Origin of the sequence: Streptomyces hydrogenans (assembly GCF_014656075.1) — a bacterium.
In the GTDB taxonomy this organism is placed as follows: domain Bacteria; phylum Actinomycetota; class Actinomycetes; order Streptomycetales; family Streptomycetaceae; genus Streptomyces; species Streptomyces hydrogenans.
On the sequence record NZ_BNBS01000142.1, the window covers coordinates 1 to 19,487 of the forward strand.

The window sequence follows — 19,487 nt, forward strand, 5'->3', positions numbered from 1 at the left end:
GCCGAAGCCGGCGCCGGCCGCCCCGGCTCCGACCAACCCGGAGTTCACCGCGCCGCCGGCCGCTCCGGCGACCCCGGCCGCCGGTCAGCGTCCCGGTGGTGCCCCGTCCGGGCAGCGCCCGGCCGCCGGTGCCCGTCCGGGCCAGTCCGGCCCGCGTCCGGGTGGTCAGCAGGCCCCCCGTCCCGGCCAGCAGGCCCCGCGTCCGGGCGCCCCGCGTCCGGCCGGCCCGCGTCCGGGCAACAACCCCTTCACCTCCGGCGGCTCCACCGGCATGGCGCGTCCGCAGACGCCCCGTCCCGGTGGCGGTGCCCCGCGTCCCGGCGGCCCCGGTGCCGTTCCGGGCGCCCCGCGTCCGCAGGGCGGCCCGGGCGGCGCCCCGCGCCCGCAGGGTCAGGGCGGCGCCCGTCCCACCCCCGGTGGGATGCCGCGTCCGCAGGCTCCCCGTCCGGGCGGCGCGCCCGGCGGTAACCGTCCGAACCCGGGCATGATGCCGCAGCGTCCCGCTGCCGGCCCGCGCCCCGGTCCCGGCGGACGTGGTCCCGGCGGCTTCGCCGGTCGTCCCGGTGGTCCCGGTGGTGGCGGCGGCGGTCGTCCGGGCTTCGCCGGTCGTCCGGCCGGTCCCGGCGGTGGCGGCGGCGGCCTCGGCGGTCGTCCCGGTGGTCCCGGTGGTGGCGGCGGCGGTCGTCCGGGTGGTCCCGGCGGCGGTGGCGGCGGCTTCGGCGGTCGTCCCGGCGGCTTCGGTGGCCGTCCCGGCGGTCCGGGTGGCCGTGGTGGCACGCAGGGCGCCTTCGGTCGTCCCGGCGGTCCCGCGCGTCGCGGTCGCAAGTCGAAGCGGCAGAGGCGCCAGGAGTACGAGGCCATGCAGGCCCCGTCCGTGGGCGGCGTGATGCTGCCTCGCGGCAACGGCGACACCATTCGCCTGTCGCGCGGTGCGTCCCTCACCGACTTCGCCGAGAAGATCGGCGCCAACCCGGCGTCGCTCGTCGCGGTGATGATGAACCTCGGTGAGATGGTCACGGCCACGCAGTCCGTCTCCGACGACACGCTGACGATGCTCGGCGAGGAGATGAACTACACCGTTCAGATCGTCTCGCCGGAGGAGGAGGACCGCGAGCTCCTCGAGTCCTTCGACATCGAGTTCGGCGAGGACGAGGGCGGCGAAGAGGCTCTGGTCTCCCGTCCGCCGGTCGTCACCGTCATGGGTCACGTCGACCACGGTAAGACCCGACTGCTCGACGCGATCCGCAAGACGAACGTCGTCGCGGGCGAGGCCGGTGGCATCACGCAGGGCATCGGTGCCTACCAGGTGGGCACCGAGGTCAACGGCGAGGACCGCAAGATCACCTTCATCGACACCCCGGGTCACGAGGCGTTCACCGCCATGCGTGCCCGTGGTGCGAAGTCGACCGACATCGCGATCCTCGTGGTCGCGGCCAACGACGGCGTCATGCCGCAGACGATCGAGGCGCTCAACCACGCCAAGGCCGCCGGCGTCCCGATCGTCGTCGCGGTCAACAAGATCGACGTCGAGGGCGCGGACCCGGTCAAGGTCCGCGGTCAGCTGACCGAGTTCGGTCTGGTGGCCGAGGAGTACGGCGGCGACACGATGTTCGTCGACATCTCCGCCAAGCAGGGTCTGCACATCGACTCCCTGCTGGAGGCCGTGATCCTCACGGCCGACGCCTCGCTCGACCTGCGGGCCAACCCGAACCAGGACGCGCAGGGCATCGCCATCGAGTCGCACCTCGACCGTGGTCGCGGTGCCGTCTCGACGGTCCTGGTCCAGCGCGGAACGCTGCGCATCGGCGACACCGTGGTGGTCGGCGACGCGTACGGCCGCGTCCGGGCGATGCTCGACGACAAGGGCAACAACGTCGAGGAGGCGACCCCGTCGACTCCCGTCCTGGTGCTCGGTCTCACCAACGTGCCGGGTGCCGGCGACAACCTCATCGTTGTCGACGAGGACCGTACGGCCCGTCAGATCGCCGAGAAGCGCGCTGCGCGTGAGCGCAACGCCGCCTTCGCCAAGCGCGTCCGCCGGGTGTCCCTGGAGGACCTCGACAAGGTGCTCAAGGCCGGTCTCGTCCAGGAACTCAACCTCATCATCAAGGGCGACGCGTCCGGTGCGGTCGAGGCCCTCGAGGCCTCGCTGCTCCAGCTCGACGTCGGCGAAGAGGTCGACATCCGCGTCCTGCACCGCGGTGTGGGTGCGGTCACCGAGTCGGACATCGACCTGGCCATGGGCTCCGACGCCATCGTCATCGGCTACAACGTCCGTGCGGCCGGCCGTGCCGCGCAGATGGCGGAGCGCGAGGGCGTCGACGTCCGGTACTACTCGGTCATCTACCAGGCGATCGAGGAGATCGAGGCGGCGCTCAAGGGCCTCCTCAAGCCGGAGTACGAAGAGGTCGAGCTCGGCACGGCGGAGATCCGCGAGGTCTTCCGCTCGTCCAAGCTGGGCAACATCGCCGGTGTCCTCATCCGCTCGGGCGAGGTCAAGCGCAACACCAAGGCGCGACTCCTCCGCGACGGCAAGGTCATCGCCGAGGACCTCACCATCCACGGTCTGCGCCGCTTCAAGGACGACGTCACCGAGATTCGTGAAGGCTTCGAGGGCGGTATCAACCTCGGAAACTACAACGACATCAAGATCGACGACGTCATCGCGACGTACGAGATGCGCGAGAAGCCGCGCGCGTAACACGCGGTGAAGTGCCGGGGCCGGTCGGCGGAGGTTATTCCGTCGATCGGCCCCGGCCGTTCCGTGTACGGTTTCGGTGTTCCCGTCCAGCGGTGGGCGGGGCCACTGACCCCGAACCGGCGGGACATCCGGACACACATGTACGTGGGGACTCTGTCCTTCGACCTGCTCCTCGGCGACGTCCATTCGCTCAAGGAGAAACGCTCCCTCGTGAAGCCGATCGTCGCCGAGCTCCAGCGGAAGTTCTCCGTGAGCGTGGCGGAGGTGAGCGGCCAGAACCTCCACCGGCGGGCCGAGATCGGCGTCGCGATGGTGTCCGGGGACCTCGGACACCTCAACGGCGTCCTGGACCGCTGCGAGCGGCTGGTGGCCGCCCGGCCCGAGGTGGAGCTGCTGTCGGTGCGCCGCAGGCTCCACACTGATGAAGACTGATTGCAAGGCAAAGAAGGAGACGGACCAGTGGCCGACAACGCGCGGGCGAAGAAGCTGGCGGACCTCATCCGGGAGGTGGTCGCCGAGAAGCTGCAGCGCGGCATCAAGGACCCGCGCCTGGGTACGCACGTGACCATCACGGACACCCGCGTCACCGGTGACCTGCGGGAGGCGACGGTCTTCTACACGGTCTACGGCGACGACGAGGACCGGGCGAGCGCCGCGGCCGGCCTGGAGAGCGCCAAGGGCATCCTCCGTTCGGCCGTGGGCCGGGCGGCGGGGACCAAGTTCACCCCCACCCTGGCCTTCGTGGCCGACGCCCTCCCGGAGAACGCCCGGACCATCGAGGACCTCCTCGACAAGGCGCGGGCCTCCGACGCCCAGGTGCGGGAGGCGTCCTCGGGCGCCGCCTTCGCGGGCGAGGCGGACCCCTACAAGAAGCCGGGCGAGGACGACACCGCCGAATGAGCGACAAGATCCAGACGCCCGACGGCCTCGTCATCGTCGACAAGCCGTCGGGCTTCACCTCGCACGACGTCGTCGCCAAGATGCGCGGGATCGCGAAGACCCGCCGCGTCGGCCACGCCGGCACGCTCGACCCCATGGCCACGGGCGTCCTCGTCCTCGGCGTGGAGCGGGCCACCAAGCTCCTCGGTCACCTCGCGCTGACCGAGAAGGAGTACCTGGGCACCATCCGCCTGGGCCAGACCACGATCACCGACGACGCCGAGGGCGAGATCACGGCGTCGGTCGACGCGTCGAAGGTCACCCGCGAGCAGATCGACGCGGGGGTCGCGGAGCTGACCGGCGCCATCATGCAGGTGCCGTCGAAGGTCTCCGCGATCAAGATCGACGGCAAGCGGTCCTACGCGCGCGTGCGCGGCGGCGAGGAGTTCGAGATCCCGGCCCGGCCGGTCACCGTCTCCTCCTTCCGGGTGTACGACGTGCGCGAGGCGACGGCCGAGGACGGCACCCCCGTCGTCGACCTGGTCGTCTCGGTGGTCTGCTCCTCCGGTACGTACATCCGGGCGCTGGCCCGGGACCTCGGCGCCGGACTCGGCGTCGGCGGGCACCTCACCGCGCTCCGGCGCACCCGGGTCGGCCCGTACAAGCTGGACAGCGCCCGCACCCTCGAACAGCTCCAGGAGGAGCTGACCGTGATGCCGGTCGCCGAGGCCGCGGAGGCGGCGTTCCCGCGCTGGGACGTCGACGAGAAGCGGGCCCGGCTGCTGCTCAACGGCGTGCGCCTGGAGATGCCGGACTACCCCAAGGGGGCGGTCGCGGTCTACGGGCCCGACGGGAAGCTGCTCGCCCTGGTGGAGGACCAGCGGGGCAAGGCGAAGAGCCTGGCCGTCTTCGGCTGAGCCGTCTCCGGCCCGGCCGACGGACGGAGTGAAAGGGCGGGTGCGCACGGCGTGCCCGCCCTTTCGCGTTTCTTCACCCCATCGGGGAAGCGCTCGGAGTGAACCGGGGGAGTGTGAGGGGGCGCCTTCGCCGATCGGCGCGCTCTGCCGACCGCCGCCCACCTACCCTCCACACCATGGGACGCGGGGACCTGGCGGAGCCGGTGGGGCTGGTGCGCATCTGCGATCTGGCGGGCCGGCCGCGCGGCACCGGATTCCTCGCCGACCACGAGGGCACCCTCGTCACCAGCCACGAGGCCGTCGACGGACTGACGCGCGTCGTCCTGCACGCCCCCGGCGAGCGGACCCGGCTCGCCGAGGCCGAGGCGATCACCCCCCTCCCCGAGCAGGGGCTCGCCCTGATCCGCACCGAGGGCCTCGGCGTCGCCCCGCTGCCGCTCGCCACCCGCGCCGCCGTCGCACCCGGCACCTACGTCCGGGTCGCCGCCGACGGCTGGCGCGAGGCCCGCGTCCTCGGCCCCGCCGCCGTCACGTACACCGCCACCGACCGCTTCCACGTCCTCGCCGACGCTCTCGAACTCGCCATCGGCACCCAGGGCGCCGAGGCGCTGCGGCTCGGCGGCCCGGCCGCCGGCGGGCCCGTCCTCGACTCCGTCACCGGCACCGTCCTCGGCGTCGTCGGCACCGCCCTCCAGGGCGACCCGCGCGCCGCCGGACACGCCGTCCCGATCCGCCCGGACGGCCCCCTCGGCGCCCTCCTGCGCCGCAACGCCGCCACCCTCCCCGCCTACGGCCCCGACCTCAACCTCGCCGCCCTCCTCGAACTCACCGCGCCCACCGCGCTCCCGCCCGGCGACCCGTCCCCCTGGCCCGCCCCCGTCGCCCGCCCGGCCGCCCTGCGCACCCTGAGCGGCTTCGCCGCCGGGGAGGGCGACGGCCCCGCCCTCCCCGTCCTCGCCGTCGTCGGCGAACCCGGCAGCGGCCCCGTCGCCCTGCTCGGCGCGGTCTGCGCGGTCCGGGCCCGGGGCGCCGTGCCCGCCACCGCCGTCCGCCTGCGCGGCGCCGACCGGCTCGAGGACGACACCTCGCTCGCCGAGGCCGTCGGGCGGCTCCTGCACCAGGCCGCCCGGATCGCCGCCGCCTCCGGGGCCGCGGGCGACCCCGTCACCGCCGACCGGGCCGCCGACCTCGCCCAGGAGGCCGGACGGCCGCTCCTCGTCGTCCTCGACGGCCCCGAGGAGATGCCCCCGCCGCTCGCCCGGCGGCTCGCCGACTGGACCGCCGCCACCGAGCGCTGGCTGCGCGCCCACGGCGCCCGCCTCGCCCTCGCCTGCCGCCCCGAACTCGCCGAGCAGGCGGCCGGCCTGTGGAGCGCGCCGCCCGCCGTCCTGCCGCTCGGCGACCTCAGCGAGGCCGAGGCCGGAGCCGTACGCCGGGGGTACGGCCTCGGAGCCGGGGACCTCGACCCGGCCGACGCCCGGCACCCGCTCGCCCTGCGCCTGCTCGCCGAGGTGCGGGCCGCGCTCCCCGGCGACGTGCCGGGCCGCCCCGGCCGGGCCGAGATCTTCACCGCCCACCTGGACCTGATGTGTCTGCGGACCGCCGTGCGGATCGCCGCGGGCACCCGCCCCCTGCCCGGCGGCTCCGCCGTCCGCCGGCTCGCCGCCCGCGTCACCGGGCAGGTCCACGAGGCCGCCCGGCGCTGCCTCGGCCCCGGCCACGGCCTCCTCGACCGGACCTCCTTCGAGGAGCTCTTCCCGTGGCGCGACGGCTGGGCCTCCGCCGTCCTCACCGAGGGACTGCTCGTCCCCGCCGGCTCCGGCTACCGCTTCGCCCACGAGGAGCTCGCCGACTGGCTCCAGGCCGCCCACCTGGACCTCGACACCGCCCTCGACGCCCTCGTCCACCACCGGACCGGACCCGCCCCGCGGGACGACCCGGAGCCGGCCGGGGACGAGGACCCGGACCCGGCGGGCCCGGAGGGGCCCTCCGTGCCCCGGCACCGGATCGGGACCGTCGTCCAGGCCCTGCTCCTGGTGCACCGCGAGGCCGGACCCGCGGCCCTCGCACCCCGCCTCGCCCGGCTCGTCGACGCGCTCGCGCGGTGCGGGGACGGGACGCCCGAGGACGCGGTGTGGTGGGCGAGCGGCCTGCTCGCGCGGACCCTCGCCGGAGTCGGCGACCCGCGACCCCACCTCGCCGTGCTGCGCCGGCTCGCCGACCGGATCGGAGCCCGCCCCGGCCCGTCCGGCGCCTTCGCCGCCTTCGGGCCCGACTGGTGGCGGGAACTCGCCGTCGGCGAGGACGAGCGGGTCGACCTCCTGCGCCGCCTGGTCACCGCCGACCCGCCCGGCGCCCCCGGACCGGCCCGCTACCTCGCCGTCGTCGAGGACCTGCTGGCCGCCGCGCCCCGGGCCACCCAGCCGCTGCTCTGCCGCTGGTTCACCGACGGGCGGACGCTGCCCTCGCGGCCGTACACCACCGTCGCCGGCCTCGCCCAGGAGCTGCTGCACACCCACCGGGAACCCGCCGTCGACGACCTCTGCGAGGCGCTGGTCGCCACCGCCCACCCGCTCGCCGAGGGCCTGCTCGGCGCGCTCGTCGACGACGAGCCGACGGCGCTCTGCCGGGCCGTGGACCGCTGGGCGCACGACGACGGACGGCCGGAGCGCCGGGTCGCCGCCGCCGTCTACGGCACCCTCCTCGCCGCCCGCGGACCGGACGGGCAGGACCGCGAGCTGCTGCGCTACGCGGCCGGCGCGCTGCTCGCCCGGGCCGACGACCGGCGGCTGCACGGCGCCGCCCTCGGCATCCTGCTGCGCGACCCGAACACCCGGGGCCCGTACCTGAACCGCGCCCTCGCCGACCCCCGGGTCCCGGCCGACGCGCTCGCCGGGGCGCTCGCCCAGGACCCGGACGCCGTCCTCGACGCACTCCGGGACCGGCTGGACGAGGGCCGCGACCCGGCCGGCGTGCTGCGGGCCCTCGCCGCCGTCGACACGCCCGCGCTCACCCGCCGCATCGCCGCCCTCGTCCGGGAGTACGTGACCCGCCACCCCGAGGGCGCCGCCCACGCCGCCGACTACGCCGACCTGCGCCTGGAGGAGGGGCCGACCGCCCGGGCCGTGCTCTTCCCGCTGGTCGTCGGGCTCATCCACGGCCGGCCCGCCGCCGTCCGGCGCGCCTTCGCGCCGGTCCTCGCCGCCCCCGGCAGCGGCGCCTCCCGCCACCTGCGGGCCGAACTCCTCGACGTCCTCCTCGACCACGAGACGTACGCGGCCGGGCCCGGCGACCTCACCGTGGCGGACGCCCTGCTGACCGCCGCCGCCGAGGGAGCCGCCCGCCGCTCGCCCCCGCGCAACCGCGCCCTGCTCACCCGTACCACCGCCCTCTACGCCCGCGACCCCGGCGGCGCCGCCCACCGGGACCGGCTGCTCGCCTCCCTCGCCGCCGACCACCCGGCCTTCGCCGCGCTGCTCACGGAGACCGTGCCCGCGCCGCGCGCACCCGGCACTGCCCATGCCGATGCGAACCGACGGGCGCGGGCATGGCAGTCTTAGACCTGCGTATTGGGCGCACAGGGCGAACACGCGGACGAGGAGCGGTCACAGTGCAGCGCTGGCGTGGCTTGGAGGACATCCCCCAGGACTGGGGGCGCAGCGTCGTCACCATCGGCTCCTACGACGGTGTGCACCGCGGGCACCAGCTGATCATCGGGCGGGCCGTCGAGCGCGCCCGCGAGCTGGGCGTCCCCGCCGTCGTGGTGACCTTCGACCCGCACCCCTCCGAGGTGGTGCGCCCCGGCAGCCACCCGCCGCTGCTCGCCCCGCACCACCGGCGCGCCGAGCTGATGGCGGAGCTGGGCGTGGACGCCGTCCTCGTCCTGCCGTTCACCGCCGAGTTCTCGCAGCTCTCGCCGGCCGACTTCATCGTCAAGGTGCTCGTCGACAAGCTGCACGCCCGGGCCGTCATCGAGGGCCCCAACTTCCGCTTCGGCCACCGCGCCGCGGGCGACGTCGCCTTCCTCACCGAGCTGGGCGCCACCTACGACTACGAGGTCGAGGTCATCGACCTGTACGTGAGCGGCGCCGCCGGCGGCGGACAGCCCTTCTCCTCCACCCTCACCCGCCGGCTGGTCGCCGAGGGCGACGTGACGGGCGCCGCCGAGATCCTCGGCCGGCCCCACCGCGTCGAGGGCATCGTCGTGCGCGGCGCGCAGCGCGGCCGCGAACTGGGCTTCCCCACGGCCAACGTGGAGACCCTGCCGCACACCGCGATCCCCGCCGACGGCGTCTACGCCGGCTGGCTGACCGCGGACGGCGAGCGGATGCCGGCGGCGATCTCCGTCGGCACCAACCCGCAGTTCGACGGCACCGAGCGGACGGTGGAGGCGTACGCGATCGACCGCGAGGGCCTCGACCTGTACGGCCTCCACGTGACCGTCGACTTCCTCGCCTACGTGCGGGGCATGCTCAAGTTCGACACCCTCGACGACCTGCTGGTGGCGATGGCCGCCGACGTCGACAAGTGCCGGGCGCTGACGGCCGAGTACGACGCCGCGGGGCGGTGACCGTCACCAGGTGACGTACAGCTCCCGCGGGCCGCGGATCAGGCCCTTGGACTGGAAGACCACGTCCTCGGGCCGCCCCGCCAGCCGCAGGTCCGGGTAGCGGGCCAGCAGCGTCGCGAGCATCACCTCGGACTCCATCCGGGTCAGCATCGCGCCCATGCAGTGGTGCGGCCCGTGACCGAAGGAGAGGTGCCCGGTCCCGGTCCGGTCGAAGTCGAGGACGTCCGGGTCCGCGAAGACCTCCGGGTCCCGGTTGGCCGTCAGGTAGGAGGCGTACACCGCCTCGCCGGCCCGGATCACCACCCCGCCGACCTCGACGTCCTCGGTCGCGATCCGCGGCAGGCCCACGCCGTTGCGGTGCGGGATCCAGCGCAGCAGCTCGTCCACCGCCCGCGGCAGCAGCTCCGGCTCCGCCCGCAGCCGGGCGAGCAGGTCCGGCCGGGTGAGCAGCACGTACACCATGTTGGCGCTGTTGTTGCGGACCGCGTGGGCGCCGCTGATCAGGACCGCCATGGCGAGCGAGACCGCCTCGTCCGCGCCGATCCTGCCCTCCGCCAGCGCCTCGGCCAGCTCCGTGGCCAGATCCTCCCGGGGCTCGGCCGTGCGCCGGTCGAGCAGCCGGGTGACGTAGCCGTGGATCTGCGCCTTGGCGGCGCGGCTGCTCTCCGGGCCGGGGCCCGAGGACAGGATCAGGTCCGGCCAGGAGGCCAGCTCGGCCCGGTCCTCCTCGGGGATGCCGAGCAGGTCGCAGACGACCGCCATCGGCAGCGGCCCGTGCAGGTGCGCCATCAGGTCGGCGGGCCGGCCCGCCGCCTCCATGGCGTCGAGCAGCCGGTCGCAGGACGCCTGGGCGAGGGGCCGCAGCCGCTGCGTCCCCCGGCCGGTGAAGGTCTTGGTCACCGCCTTGCGCAGCCGGGTGTGGTACGGCGGATCGGCGTAGTTCAGGGCCGCCTTCGAGGCCACCATGTGGCCGGTCATCTTGGTGACCTGCCGGTCGAGCAGGGCCGTCCGGCTGAACCGCGGGTCGGAGGTGACGGCCCGCACGTCGGCGTACCGGGTGACCAGCCACGCCTCGTTCTCCGCGGCGAACGGCAGGCTGATCCGGGCGACCGGCTCCTTCGCCAGCAGCTCGGCCAGGAGCGGGTCGAAGTCGAGGGCGGGCAGGTCGTCCACGGCCCAGGTGCGGGCGGCGCCGGCCGGCGCGCCCGTCACCGGGCAGGCGCCGTCCCCCGGCGGCGGGGGCGCGGAGGTCAGGGGTTCGGAGGTCATGCGGTGGCTGTTCCCGGTGGGGGAGGGGCGCGACACGCCGGGACGCCGACAGCCCCTCGTACGGCGGAACCCGGCCCCCACCTGCACCTCACGCTCCGTGGGCGCGCTCTCACGCTCGCGGTTGCGGGCTCCCGATCACCGGGCGAGTGTGGGCGGCAGTTCACGCGATCGAGACGAAGGAGCGAGTGTCGTGGTGACCCTGTGCAAGCCCGCTGTGTCCGTGCCGGAGCACGTGATCACGATGGAGGAGACGCTCGACCTCGCCCGGAAGCACCATGCCGGACATCCCCAACTGCCCCTGGCCCTGCGCCTGATCGGCAACACCGGGGTCGCCAGGCGGCACATCGTGCAGCCCATCGAGAAGACCCTGGAGCACCCCGGCTTCCAGGAACGCAACGAGCTGTACGAGGCCGAGGCGAAGGCCCGGGTGCCCGCCGTCGTCGAGGAGGCCCTCGGCCACGCGGGACTGCGCGCGGCGGACATCGACATGATCGTCTACGTGTCGTGCACGGGCTTCATGATGCCCTCGCTCACCGCCTGGATGATCAACAGCATGGGCTTCCCCAGCTACACCCGGCAGGTGCCCATCGCCCAGCTCGGCTGCGCGGCCGGCGGAGCCGCGATCAACCGGGCGCACGACTTCTGCACCGCCTACCCGGACGCCAACGTCCTCATCGTGGCCTGCGAGTTCTGCTCGCTCTGCTACCAGCCCACCGACCTCGGCGTCGGCTCGCTGCTCTCCAACGGCCTCTTCGGCGACGCGGTCGCCGCCGCCGTGGTCCGCGGCCGGGGCGGCACCGGCATCGCCCTGGAGCGCAACCACTCCCACCTGGTGCCCGACACCGAGGACTGGATCGCCTACAGCGTCCGCGAGACCGGCTTCCACTTCCTCCTCGACAAGCGGGTCCCCACCACCATGGAGCCGCTGGCGCCCGCGCTCCGCGAGGTCGCCGGGGCCCACGGCTGGGACGCCGGGGAGCTCGACTTCTACATCATCCACGCGGGCGGCCCGCGGATCCTCGACGACCTCAGCCGCTTCCTCGAAGTGCCCCCGGACGCCTTCCGGTTCAGCCGGGCGACGCTCACGGAGTACGGCAACATCGCCAGCGCCGTCGTCCTCGACGCGGTCCGGCGGCTCTTCGACGAGGGCGGCGCGCCGGAGGGCGCCCGCGGCATCCTCGCCGGCTTCGGCCCCGGCATCACCGCCGAGATGTGCCTGGGCCGCTGGACCACCGCCGCCCACCCGGTGGAACCGCCGCTGGGCGCCCGCCGGATCGTCGGCCACTCGCCGCGCTTCCAGCCCGCCCGCAGCAAGGCCTGACCCCGCTCCGCCCCCGCAGTCCCGTCCTCCCCGCCCGGCGGGGCCCGCACCCCGCACCCGCCGAGGAGAGCCGCGTGCCCCCCACCCCGTCGCCCCGCCGCCGCGGCACCCGACGCGGCGAAGCCCGTGGGCTGAGCCCGCCCCCGTACCACCGCCCGGCGACCCGCCGCCCCCCAGGGTCGCCGGGCGGTCTCCTGCACGGACCGGGGTCAGCCGCCGACCCCGGCCACCGCCCCGTGGCAGGCCACGCCCCGCTCGCCGCCGCCCGCGCGCAGGACCGGCAGGGGCTCCGTCCGGCACCGGTCGGCGACCGGTGCGGCCTCGCCCGAGGCCAGCACGTGGCAGCGGGCGTGGAAGCGGCAGCCGGACGGGATCCGGGCCGGGTCGGGCGGTTCGCCGGCCAGCACCACCGGGGGCGTCTCCGACTCGGGGAGCACCGACAGCAGCGCGCGGGTGTACGGATGGCGGGGCGCCGTCAGCACCGACTCCACCGGGCCCGTCTCCACCACCCGCCCCAGGTACATGACCGCCACCCGGTCCGCGATGTTCCAGGCGAGGCCCAGGTCGTGCGTGACCACCAGGGCGGAGAGCCCGAGTTCGTCCCGCAGCCGGAGCAGCAGGGCCAGGATCTCGCCGCGCACCGACGCGTCCAGGGAGGCCACCGGCTCGTCGGCGACGATGAGTTCGGGCTCCAGGACGAGCGCCCCGGCGATCACCACCCGCTGGCGCTGCCCGCCCGACAGCTCGTGGGGGTAGCGCAGGAAGAACCGCTCGGGCGGCCGCAGCCCGGCCCGGGCCAGCGCCTCCGCCACCGCCGCGCGCTCCTCCGCCCCGCTCCGGTGGGCCCGGTGGATCCGCAGCCCCTCGGCGACCGCCTCGTACACGGTGTGCCGGGGGTTGAGGGAGCCGCTCGGGTCCTGGAGGACGAGCTGGGCGCGCCGCCGGTACGCCTTGAGCGCCCTGGAGGTGTACGCGAGGGGCTCGCCCGCGAAGGAGACCTCGCCGGCCCCCGGCCTCACCAGGCCGAGCAGGGTCCGCGCCAGGGTCGTCTTGCCGCAGCCGGACTCGCCGACCAGGGCCACGATCTCGCCCGCTCCGATCTCCAGGTCCACCCCGTCGACGGCCCGGGCGGGCGGTGCGCCCCGCCGGCCCGGGAAGGTGACGTGCACGCCGCTCGCGGCGAGCAGCGGTCCGCTCGTCATCCGCTCTCCCTTCCCACGTGGAGGCAGGCGGCCCGGCGCCCGGCGCCCGCCACCCGCAGTTCCTGGTCGTCCTCGGCGCACTCCGCCACCGCCACCGGGCAGCGCGGGTGGAAGGCACAGCCGTCCGGCAGCGCCGCCGGGTCCGGCGGGTCGCCGGGCAGGCCGCGCGGCGCCCGCCGCGAGGCCGGGTCGCCGATCCGGGGGAACGCCGAGGACAGCGCCCGCCCGTAGGGGTGGGCGGCCGCCCGGTACACCTCGCCGGCCGGACCCTCCTCGACGATCCGGCCCGCGTACATGACGGCGAGCCGGTCGCAGGTGTCGGCGAGGACGGCCAGGTCGTGGCTGATCATCATCAGCCCGAGGGACTCCTCGGCGACGAGTCGCTCGATCAGCCGCAGGATCTGCGCCTGGATCATCACGTCGAGCGCGGTGGTCGGCTCGTCGGCGACGATCAGGCGCGGCTCGCAGGCGAGCGCCATCGCGATCATCACGCGCTGCCGCTGACCGCCGGACAGCTCGTGCGGATAGCCCGCGGCCCGGGAGGCCGGGAGGCCGACCTGTTCGAGCAGGGCGCCGACCCGCTTGCGGGCCTCCGCCGGGGTGGCCCGCCGGTGCACCAGGAGCGGTTCGGCGATCTGGTCGCCGATCCGGCGCACGGCGTTCAGCGAGTGCATCGCGCCCTGGAAGACGATCGAGGCGCCCGCCCAGCGGACCGCCCGCAGCCGCCCCCACTTCATGGTGAGGACGTCCTCGCCGTCGAGCAGGATCTCGCCCTCCAGCCGGGCCGTCTGCGGCAGCAGCCGCAGCAGGGCCAGCGCCAGCGTCGACTTGCCGCAGCCGGACTCGCCGGCCACGCCCAGCTTCGACCCGGCCTCCAGGCGCAGGTCGACCCCGCGCACGGCGGGCACGGCCGCCGCCCCGGAGCCGTACGTGACCCTCAGGTCCCTGATCTCCAGGAGGCTCACCGCCCCACCCCCAGCCTCGGGTTGAGCACCGACTCCACGGCCCGGCCGCAGAGCGTGAAGGCGAGCGCGACCAGCGCGATCGCGATCCCGGGCGGGGCCAGGTACCACCAGTGCCCGGAGGAGACCGCGCCCGCCTCCCGGGCGTCCTGGAGCATGCCGCCCCAGGAGGTCACGGTCGGGTCGCCGAGCCCCAGGAAGGCCAGGGTGGCCTCGGTGAGGATCGCGGCGGAGATGCCGAGCGTGGTCTGCGCCAGGACCAGCGGCATCACGTTCGGCAGCACGTGCCGGGCCATGACGTGCCCGTGGCCGCCGCCCAGTGCGGTGGCCCGCTCGATGTACGGGCGGGACTCGACGGCGATCGTCTGCGCCCGCACCAGCCGGGCGGTCGTCGGCCAGCAGGTGATGCCGATGGCGAGCACCACCGTCCACACCGAGCGGGACATCACGGTGGCCAGCACGATCGCCAGGACCAGGGCAGGCATCACCAGGAACCAGTCGGTGATCCGCATGACGACGGTGGAGAGCCAGCCGCCGTAGTGGCCCGCGAGGACCCCGACGAGGGTGCCGATGGCGACCGAGAGGACCGCCGCGAGCAGGCCGACGAGCAGCGAGATCCGGGAGCCCCAGATCAGCAGCCCGAGCAGTGAGCGCCCGAACTGGTCGGTGCCGAGCGGGAACTCGGCGCTGGGGGACTCCAGGGCCGTCCCCGGGGCGTTCGTCACCGACTGGACGTCCGCGCCGACGGTCCACGGGGCGGTGAGCGCGAGCAGCGCGATCAGGGCGAGCCCGGCGAGCCCGTACAGCCCCGCCCGGTGGCTCCGGTACGCCTTCCAGAAGCGCGTCGCGGAGCCCCTGCGGCGCTCCCATGCGAGAGAGGTCATCGGCCCACCCGGGGATCGAGCAGCGGATAGAGCAGGTCGGCGAGGAGGTTGGCCAGGATCATCGCTCCGGCGAAGACCACGAACAGGCCCTGGACGAGCGGCAGGTCGGGCACGCTGAGGGCCTGGTAGAAGAGGCCGCCGAGGCCCGGCCAGGAGAACACCGTCTCCACCAGGATCGAACCGGCCGCCACATGGCCCAGGTTGATGAAGACCATGGTGACGGTGGGCAGCAGCGCGTTGGGCACCGCGTGCCGGCGCCGCACGTCGTCGTCCTTGAGGCCCTTCGCCCGGGCCGTGGTCAGGTAGTCGCCGCCCATCTCGTCGAGGAGCGAGGAGCGCATGACCAGGAGCGTCTGGGCGTAGCCGACCGCGACCAGCGTCACCACCGGCAGGACCAGGTGGTGGGCGACGTCGAGGACGTACGCGAAGCCGGTCTCGCCGGTGCCGGACTCCATGCCGCCGGTCGGGAAGAGGCCGGGGACCGGGCCCATGCCCACCGAGAAGACGATGATGAGCAGCAGTCCGAGCCAGAACGACGGCACCGACCACAGGGTGAGCGCGAGGCCGGTGTTCACCCGGTCGCCGAGGCCGCCGTGCCGCCACGCCGAGCGGGTGCCGAGCCACAGCCCGAGGGCCGAGTAGAGCACCACGGCGACCCCGGTGAGCAGCAGCGTCGCGGGCAGCTTCGCCGCGATCAGGTCGCCGACCGGGGCGCGGAACTGGAAGGAGGTGCCGAGGTCGCCGGTGAGCGCCTTGGCGCAGTAGTCGGTGAACTGCTGCCACAGCGGCAGGTCGAGGCCGAACTGGCGTCGCAGGGTGGCCAGTTGTTCGGCCGAGGTGGGGGCGCCGTGGGTCATCGCCTTCACCGGGTCACCGGGGATGATCCGGAAGAGGAAGAAGCTGGTGACCAGCACGGCGAAGAGCGAGACGAGCGCGCCGCCCAGCTTCCCCGCCGCGTGGCGGAGGTAGCCGGAGGCGACGCCGGTGCGGGGTGCGCCGTCCGTGGCGCGGGCCTCCTCGGCCCGCGCCACGCCGGCGGGGGTGCTTGCCGTCGTCATCGCTACTCGCGGTCGTCGGCGGTGGCGCGCCGGCGGGTCCGGAGGAGCACGAGCCCGCCGGCGACGACGACCACGGCCGCCCCGACGCCGATCAGGATGCCGGTCGAGGAGGAGCCGGAGCCCTCCTCCGACCCGGACGCGGAGGCGGCCGGCACGGCCGACCACCAGCTCCAGTAGCCGTCCTGCCCCCACAGGTTGCCCGCGGCCTCGGGCATGGTGGTGATCGACGCGATCTGGTCGGTGCGGTACGCCTCCAGGGCGTTCGGGTAGGCCATGACGTTCATGTACCCCGTGTCGTACAGCCGGGACTGCATCCGCTTGACCAGGTCCGCCCGCTTGGCGGTGTCGTACTCCACCGCCTGCTGGGCGTAGAGGGTGTCGAACTCCTTGTCGCAGATGAAGTTGTCGGTGGCCCCGGTGTCCTTCGGGGTGGCCGGGAGGGTGCCGCAGGTGTGGATGGACAGGACGTAGTCCGGGTCGGGGTTGACGGACCAGCCGTCGAAGGCGAGGTCGTAGTCGCCCTTGACCCAGGGGTCGGAGACGCTGTCCAGGCACTCGACGGTCAGGCCGATGCCGAGCCCGCCCCACCACTCCTGGAGGTACTTGCCGACGGCCTTGTCGTTGGGGTCGGTGGCGTGACAGAGGATCCGGAAGGCGAGCGGCCTGCCGTCCTTGCCGAGCCGCTTCCCCTCGCCGTTCTTCCGGTAGCCGGCGTCGTCGAGGGCCTTCGCGGCGGCGGCCGGGTCGTAGCCGCGCCTCTGGGCGTCCTCCGGCTTCCAGAAGTACGAGCCGAAGCGCGGCGGGATGTACCCCTCGCCCTCGACGGCGTGCCCCTGGAAGACCTTGTCGACGAGGGTGGCGCGGTCGACGGAGAGGAAGAGCGCCTTGCGCACGGCCGGGTCGAGGAGGGCCGGGTGGCCGTTGCCGAAGGTCCTGCCGTTCTGGGCGCGGGCGCCGGGGTTGGTGGCGAGCGCGTAGAAGCGGCGGCCGGGGGCGTCGTTGACCTTGATGTCCTTCTGCGTCTTCAGCGCCGCCGCCTGGGCGGGCGTCAGGTTCGGGACGAAGGACACCTCGCCCTTCTGGAGGGCGGCGACGGCCGCGTCCCCGTCCTTGTAGTACTTGAAGACCAGCTCGTCGAACTTGGGGGCGCCCCGCCAGAACGACTTGTTCGGCTTGAGCTTGATGTACTGGTCGACCTTGAAGTCGGTGATGACGAAGGGACCGTTGCCGACGATCGGGAACTGCTGGTCGTTGTTGAACTTCGAGAAGTCGCCGACCTTCTCCCACACGTGCTTCGGCACGATCGGCACGTCCAGCGCGGTCATCGTCGCCTGCGGCTTCTTGAGCCGGATGACGAGGGTGCGCGGGTCGGGGGCGGTGACCTGGGCGAAGTTGGCGGTGAAGCTGCCGTTGGCGGTGGCCGCGTTCGGGTCGGTCATCATCTTGTTGAAGGTCCAGGCCGCGTCCTCGGCGGTGGCCGGCTTCCCGTCGGACCAGGTGGAGTCCTCGCGGATCTTGTACGTCCACGTCAGCTTGTCCGCCGAGGCGGACCACTCGGTCGCGAAGGCCGGGACGGTCCTGGCGTCCTTCGCGTCGTAGTTGGTGAGGTACTCGTAGGCCAGCCGGTGGATGCTCGTCGAGGTGAGCTTCTGGGCCAGGAACGGGCTGAGCGAGTCGATGCTCTGCGAGACGGCCACCGTGAGCGTCGTGCCGCCGGACTTGTCGTCCTCGGCGGCGGCGGTGGTGGCGGGGAGGGTCGCGAGCGAGGCGGTGGTGAGACCGGCGGCGAGCAGCAGACGGGCGGCCCGGCGGGGCCGGCGGGGGAGTGGGCGGGAGGGAACCTTCGTGACCATGACCATGGGACGTGACCTCGCGTCGGGGGCTGTCGTGGAGTCGTGGATCTTGGGCTGACGTCAAGTGAAGCGAAGATGTATCAGCGGTGGTCTGCCGTCGTCAACGATGACTCAAACCCCGCGTGGGCTGCGGGAATGCAAGGAGGCTCCGTACCGGTGAACCGGTACAGAGCCTCATTGGTCTACTCCTGTGACGCCTTACTGCTGAGGGGCTGGCGGCGCCTGCGGGGGAGCCTGCGGCGGCGCCTGCGGAGGCAGCGGCTGCCCGAACGGCTGACCCGCGGCGGGCGGCTGACCGTACGGCTGCGGAGGCTGTCCCGGCTGCCCGGGCTGGCCGGAAGTCGCCGCCTGCGGGTAGGGCTGCCGGCCGTACGGCTGCCCGGGATATCCGGCTTGCCCCGGCATCGGCTGCCCGGGCTGACCCGGCACCGGCGGCTGACCCGGCTGCGGGTACGGCTGCGCCTGCGGCGGGTACGGCTGCCCTGGCTGCCCCGGGACCGGCGGCTGTCCGGGTGCGTACTGCCCGGGCATCGGCTGCCCCGGCGCCGGCTGGCCGGCGTACGGCTGACCCGGCGCGGGCGGAGCGCCGTACGGCTGGCCCGGCATCGGCTGACCGGGAACCGGCTGACCGGGGGCGTACTGACCCGGCATCGGCGGGGCCATGTGCGGCGGCAGGCCGCCCTGGCCGTCGCCGGTCCACAGGCCCTGCGCCTGCTGTGCCCGCGCGAAGTCCTCGGCCACCATCGCCGAGAGGTCGAAGTACGCCTCCCGGGTCTTGGGCCGCATCATGTCGAGGTCCACCTCGGCACCGGCCGACAGGTGCTCGTCGAAGGGCACCACGATGACCCCGCGGCAGCGCGTGCGGAAGTGCTGCACGATGTCCTCGACCTTGATCATCTTGCCGGTCTCGCGGACCCCCGAGATGACCGTGATCGAGCGCTGTACCAGATCCGCGTAGCCGTGCGCCGACAGCCAGTCCAGCGTCGTCGAGGCGCTGGAGGCGCCGTCCACGGAGGGCGTGGAGATGATGATCAGCTGGTCGGCGAGGTCGAGCACCCCGCGCATGGCGCTGTAGAGCAGACCGGTGCCGGAGTCGGTCAGGATGACCGGGTACTGCTTGCCGAGGACGTCGATCGCCCGCCGGTAGTCCTCGTCGTTGAAGGTCGTCGAGACGGCCGGGTCCACGTCGTTGGCGATGATCTCCAGGCCGGACGGCGCCTGCGAGGTGAACCGGCGGATGTCCATGTACGAGTTGAGGTACGGGATCGCCTGCACCAGGTCGCGGATGGTCGCCCCGGTCTCGCGCCGCACCCGGCGGCCGAGCGTGCCGGCGTCCGGGTTGGCGTCGATCGCCAGGATCTTGTCCTGCCGCTCGGTCGCCAGGGTCGCGCCGAGCGCGGTGGTCGTCGTGGTCTTGCCGACGCCGCCCTTGAGCGAGATGACCGCGATCCGGTAGCAGGAGAGCACCGGCGTGCGGATCAGGTCGAGCTTCCGCTGCCGCTCCTGCTCCTCCTTCTTGCCGCCCAGCTTGAAGCGGGAGGCGGAGCCGGGGTTCCGGCTCGACTTCGGCTTCTGCTTGTTGTTGCGCAGCAGTCGGTCGGAGGAGAGCTCGACGGCCGCCGTGTAGCCGAGCGGGGCACCCGGCACGGACCGCTCGCGCTGGTCGTGCGTGACCGACTGCGGCCAGGCCGCCCCGGTCCGCGGGTCGACCGCGCCCGGCGGGTACCCGTACCCCTCCGGCCCCTGCGGAGGCACCTCGCCGGGCGCGCCGGGGCCCTGCGGGTAGCCGTACCCGCCCGGCACCGGAGCCTGCGGCGGGAGACCGTAGCCGGCGGGCGGCTGGTCCCCGGCGGGCTGCGGCGCCGGCGGCT

At 74.3% G+C, this 19,487-nt stretch carries 14 protein-coding genes; 7 read left to right on the forward strand and 7 right to left on the reverse strand.

The window, feature by feature from the left end:
• From infB to IE321_RS35800, 6 genes are all read left to right on the forward strand, one after another.
• The coding region (gene infB, locus IE321_RS35775) for a translation initiation factor IF-2 (RefSeq protein WP_190225982.1) at nt 1–2,701 on the forward strand (2,701 nt) is incomplete at its 5' end.
• A 138-nt stretch (nt 2,702–2,839) separates the two neighbouring features.
• A complete protein-coding gene (locus tag IE321_RS35780; RefSeq protein WP_031008504.1) occupies nt 2,840–3,133 on the forward strand; it encodes a DUF503 domain-containing protein in 294 nt (97 codons plus the stop codon).
• A 27-nt stretch (nt 3,134–3,160) separates the two neighbouring features.
• Complete coding sequence (gene rbfA, locus IE321_RS35785; protein ID WP_043230195.1) at nt 3,161–3,601, forward strand: 30S ribosome-binding factor RbfA; 441 nt, start codon at nt 3,161–3,163, stop codon at nt 3,599–3,601.
• Entirely contained in the window at nt 3,598–4,497 is a 900-nt protein-coding gene (gene truB / locus IE321_RS35790; RefSeq protein WP_043230196.1) for a tRNA pseudouridine(55) synthase TruB, read from the forward strand. Before rbfA ends, truB begins: the two co-directional genes overlap by 4 nt.
• 176 nt (nt 4,498–4,673) lie before the next feature.
• Complete coding sequence (locus IE321_RS35795) at nt 4,674–8,057, forward strand: S1 family peptidase (protein WP_229916696.1); 3,384 nt, start codon at nt 4,674–4,676, stop codon at nt 8,055–8,057.
• Between the two features lie 50 nt (nt 8,058–8,107).
• Nucleotides 8,108–9,067: a bifunctional riboflavin kinase/FAD synthetase gene (locus IE321_RS35800; RefSeq protein ID WP_190225983.1), complete on the forward strand. Its 960-nt coding sequence runs from the start codon at nt 8,108–8,110 to the stop codon at nt 9,065–9,067.
• A 3-nt stretch (nt 9,068–9,070) separates the two neighbouring features.
• On the opposite strand, the gene IE321_RS35805 is transcribed toward IE321_RS35800, so the two are convergent.
• Nucleotides 9,071–10,336 carry a cytochrome P450 gene (locus IE321_RS35805; RefSeq protein WP_079022435.1) on the reverse strand — a complete coding sequence of 422 codons (1,266 nt, stop codon included), beginning with the start codon at nt 10,334–10,336 and terminating at the stop codon, nt 9,071–9,073.
• A 190-nt stretch (nt 10,337–10,526) separates the two neighbouring features.
• On the opposite strand from IE321_RS35805, the gene IE321_RS35810 reads away from it, so the two are divergent.
• Nucleotides 10,527–11,657, forward strand: coding sequence for a type III polyketide synthase (locus IE321_RS35810; protein WP_190225984.1), 1,131 nt, complete (start codon nt 10,527–10,529; stop codon nt 11,655–11,657).
• Between the two features lie 209 nt (nt 11,658–11,866).
• Here IE321_RS35810 and IE321_RS35815 read toward each other — a convergent pair whose 3' ends face one another.
• From IE321_RS35815 to IE321_RS35840, 6 genes are all read right to left on the reverse strand, one after another.
• A complete protein-coding gene (locus tag IE321_RS35815) occupies nt 11,867–12,859 on the reverse strand; it encodes an ABC transporter ATP-binding protein (protein ID WP_190225985.1) in 993 nt (330 codons plus the stop codon).
• A complete protein-coding gene (locus IE321_RS35820) occupies nt 12,856–13,875 on the reverse strand; it encodes an ABC transporter ATP-binding protein (RefSeq protein WP_051842719.1) in 1,020 nt (339 codons plus the stop codon). Before IE321_RS35820 ends, IE321_RS35815 begins: the two co-directional genes overlap by 4 nt.
• Entirely contained in the window at nt 13,821–14,705 is an 885-nt protein-coding gene (locus tag IE321_RS35825; RefSeq protein ID WP_043230201.1) for an ABC transporter permease, read from the reverse strand. Before IE321_RS35825 ends, IE321_RS35820 begins: the two co-directional genes overlap by 55 nt.
• Nucleotides 14,702–15,763, reverse strand: a complete 1,062-nt coding sequence (locus IE321_RS35830; protein ID WP_190225987.1) for an ABC transporter permease — start codon at nt 15,761–15,763, stop codon at nt 14,702–14,704. Before IE321_RS35830 ends, IE321_RS35825 begins: the two co-directional genes overlap by 4 nt.
• A gap of 2 nt (nt 15,764–15,765) precedes the next feature.
• Nucleotides 15,766–17,616, reverse strand: a complete 1,851-nt coding sequence (locus tag IE321_RS35835; protein ID WP_190225989.1) for an ABC transporter substrate-binding protein — start codon at nt 17,614–17,616, stop codon at nt 15,766–15,768.
• A gap of 198 nt (nt 17,617–17,814) precedes the next feature.
• Nucleotides 17,815–19,487: MinD/ParA family ATP-binding protein (locus tag IE321_RS35840; RefSeq protein ID WP_190225988.1), on the reverse strand; the 1,673-nt coding region annotated here is incomplete at its 5' end.

What these genes read in the sequence shown, in the direction of transcription:
- IE321_RS35835 (WP_190225989.1), bottom strand. Translation starts at nt 17,616, where the DNA reads ATGGTCACGAAGGTTCCCTCCCGCCCACTCCCCCGCCGGCCCCGCCGG.
- IE321_RS35805 (WP_079022435.1), bottom strand. Translation starts at nt 10,336, where the DNA reads ATGACCTCCGAACCCCTGACCTCCGCGCCCCCGCCGCCGGGGGACGGC.
- IE321_RS35780 (WP_031008504.1), top strand. Translation starts at nt 2,840, where the DNA reads ATGTACGTGGGGACTCTGTCCTTCGACCTGCTCCTCGGCGACGTCCAT.
- truB (WP_043230196.1), top strand. Translation starts at nt 3,598, where the DNA reads ATGAGCGACAAGATCCAGACGCCCGACGGCCTCGTCATCGTCGACAAG.
- IE321_RS35830 (WP_190225987.1), bottom strand. Translation starts at nt 15,763, where the DNA reads ATGACGACGGCAAGCACCCCCGCCGGCGTGGCGCGGGCCGAGGAGGCC.
- IE321_RS35825 (WP_043230201.1), bottom strand. Translation starts at nt 14,705, where the DNA reads ATGACCTCTCTCGCATGGGAGCGCCGCAGGGGCTCCGCGACGCGCTTC.
- IE321_RS35815 (WP_190225985.1), bottom strand. Translation starts at nt 12,859, where the DNA reads ATGACGAGCGGACCGCTGCTCGCCGCGAGCGGCGTGCACGTCACCTTC.
- IE321_RS35795 (WP_229916696.1), top strand. Translation starts at nt 4,674, where the DNA reads ATGGGACGCGGGGACCTGGCGGAGCCGGTGGGGCTGGTGCGCATCTGC.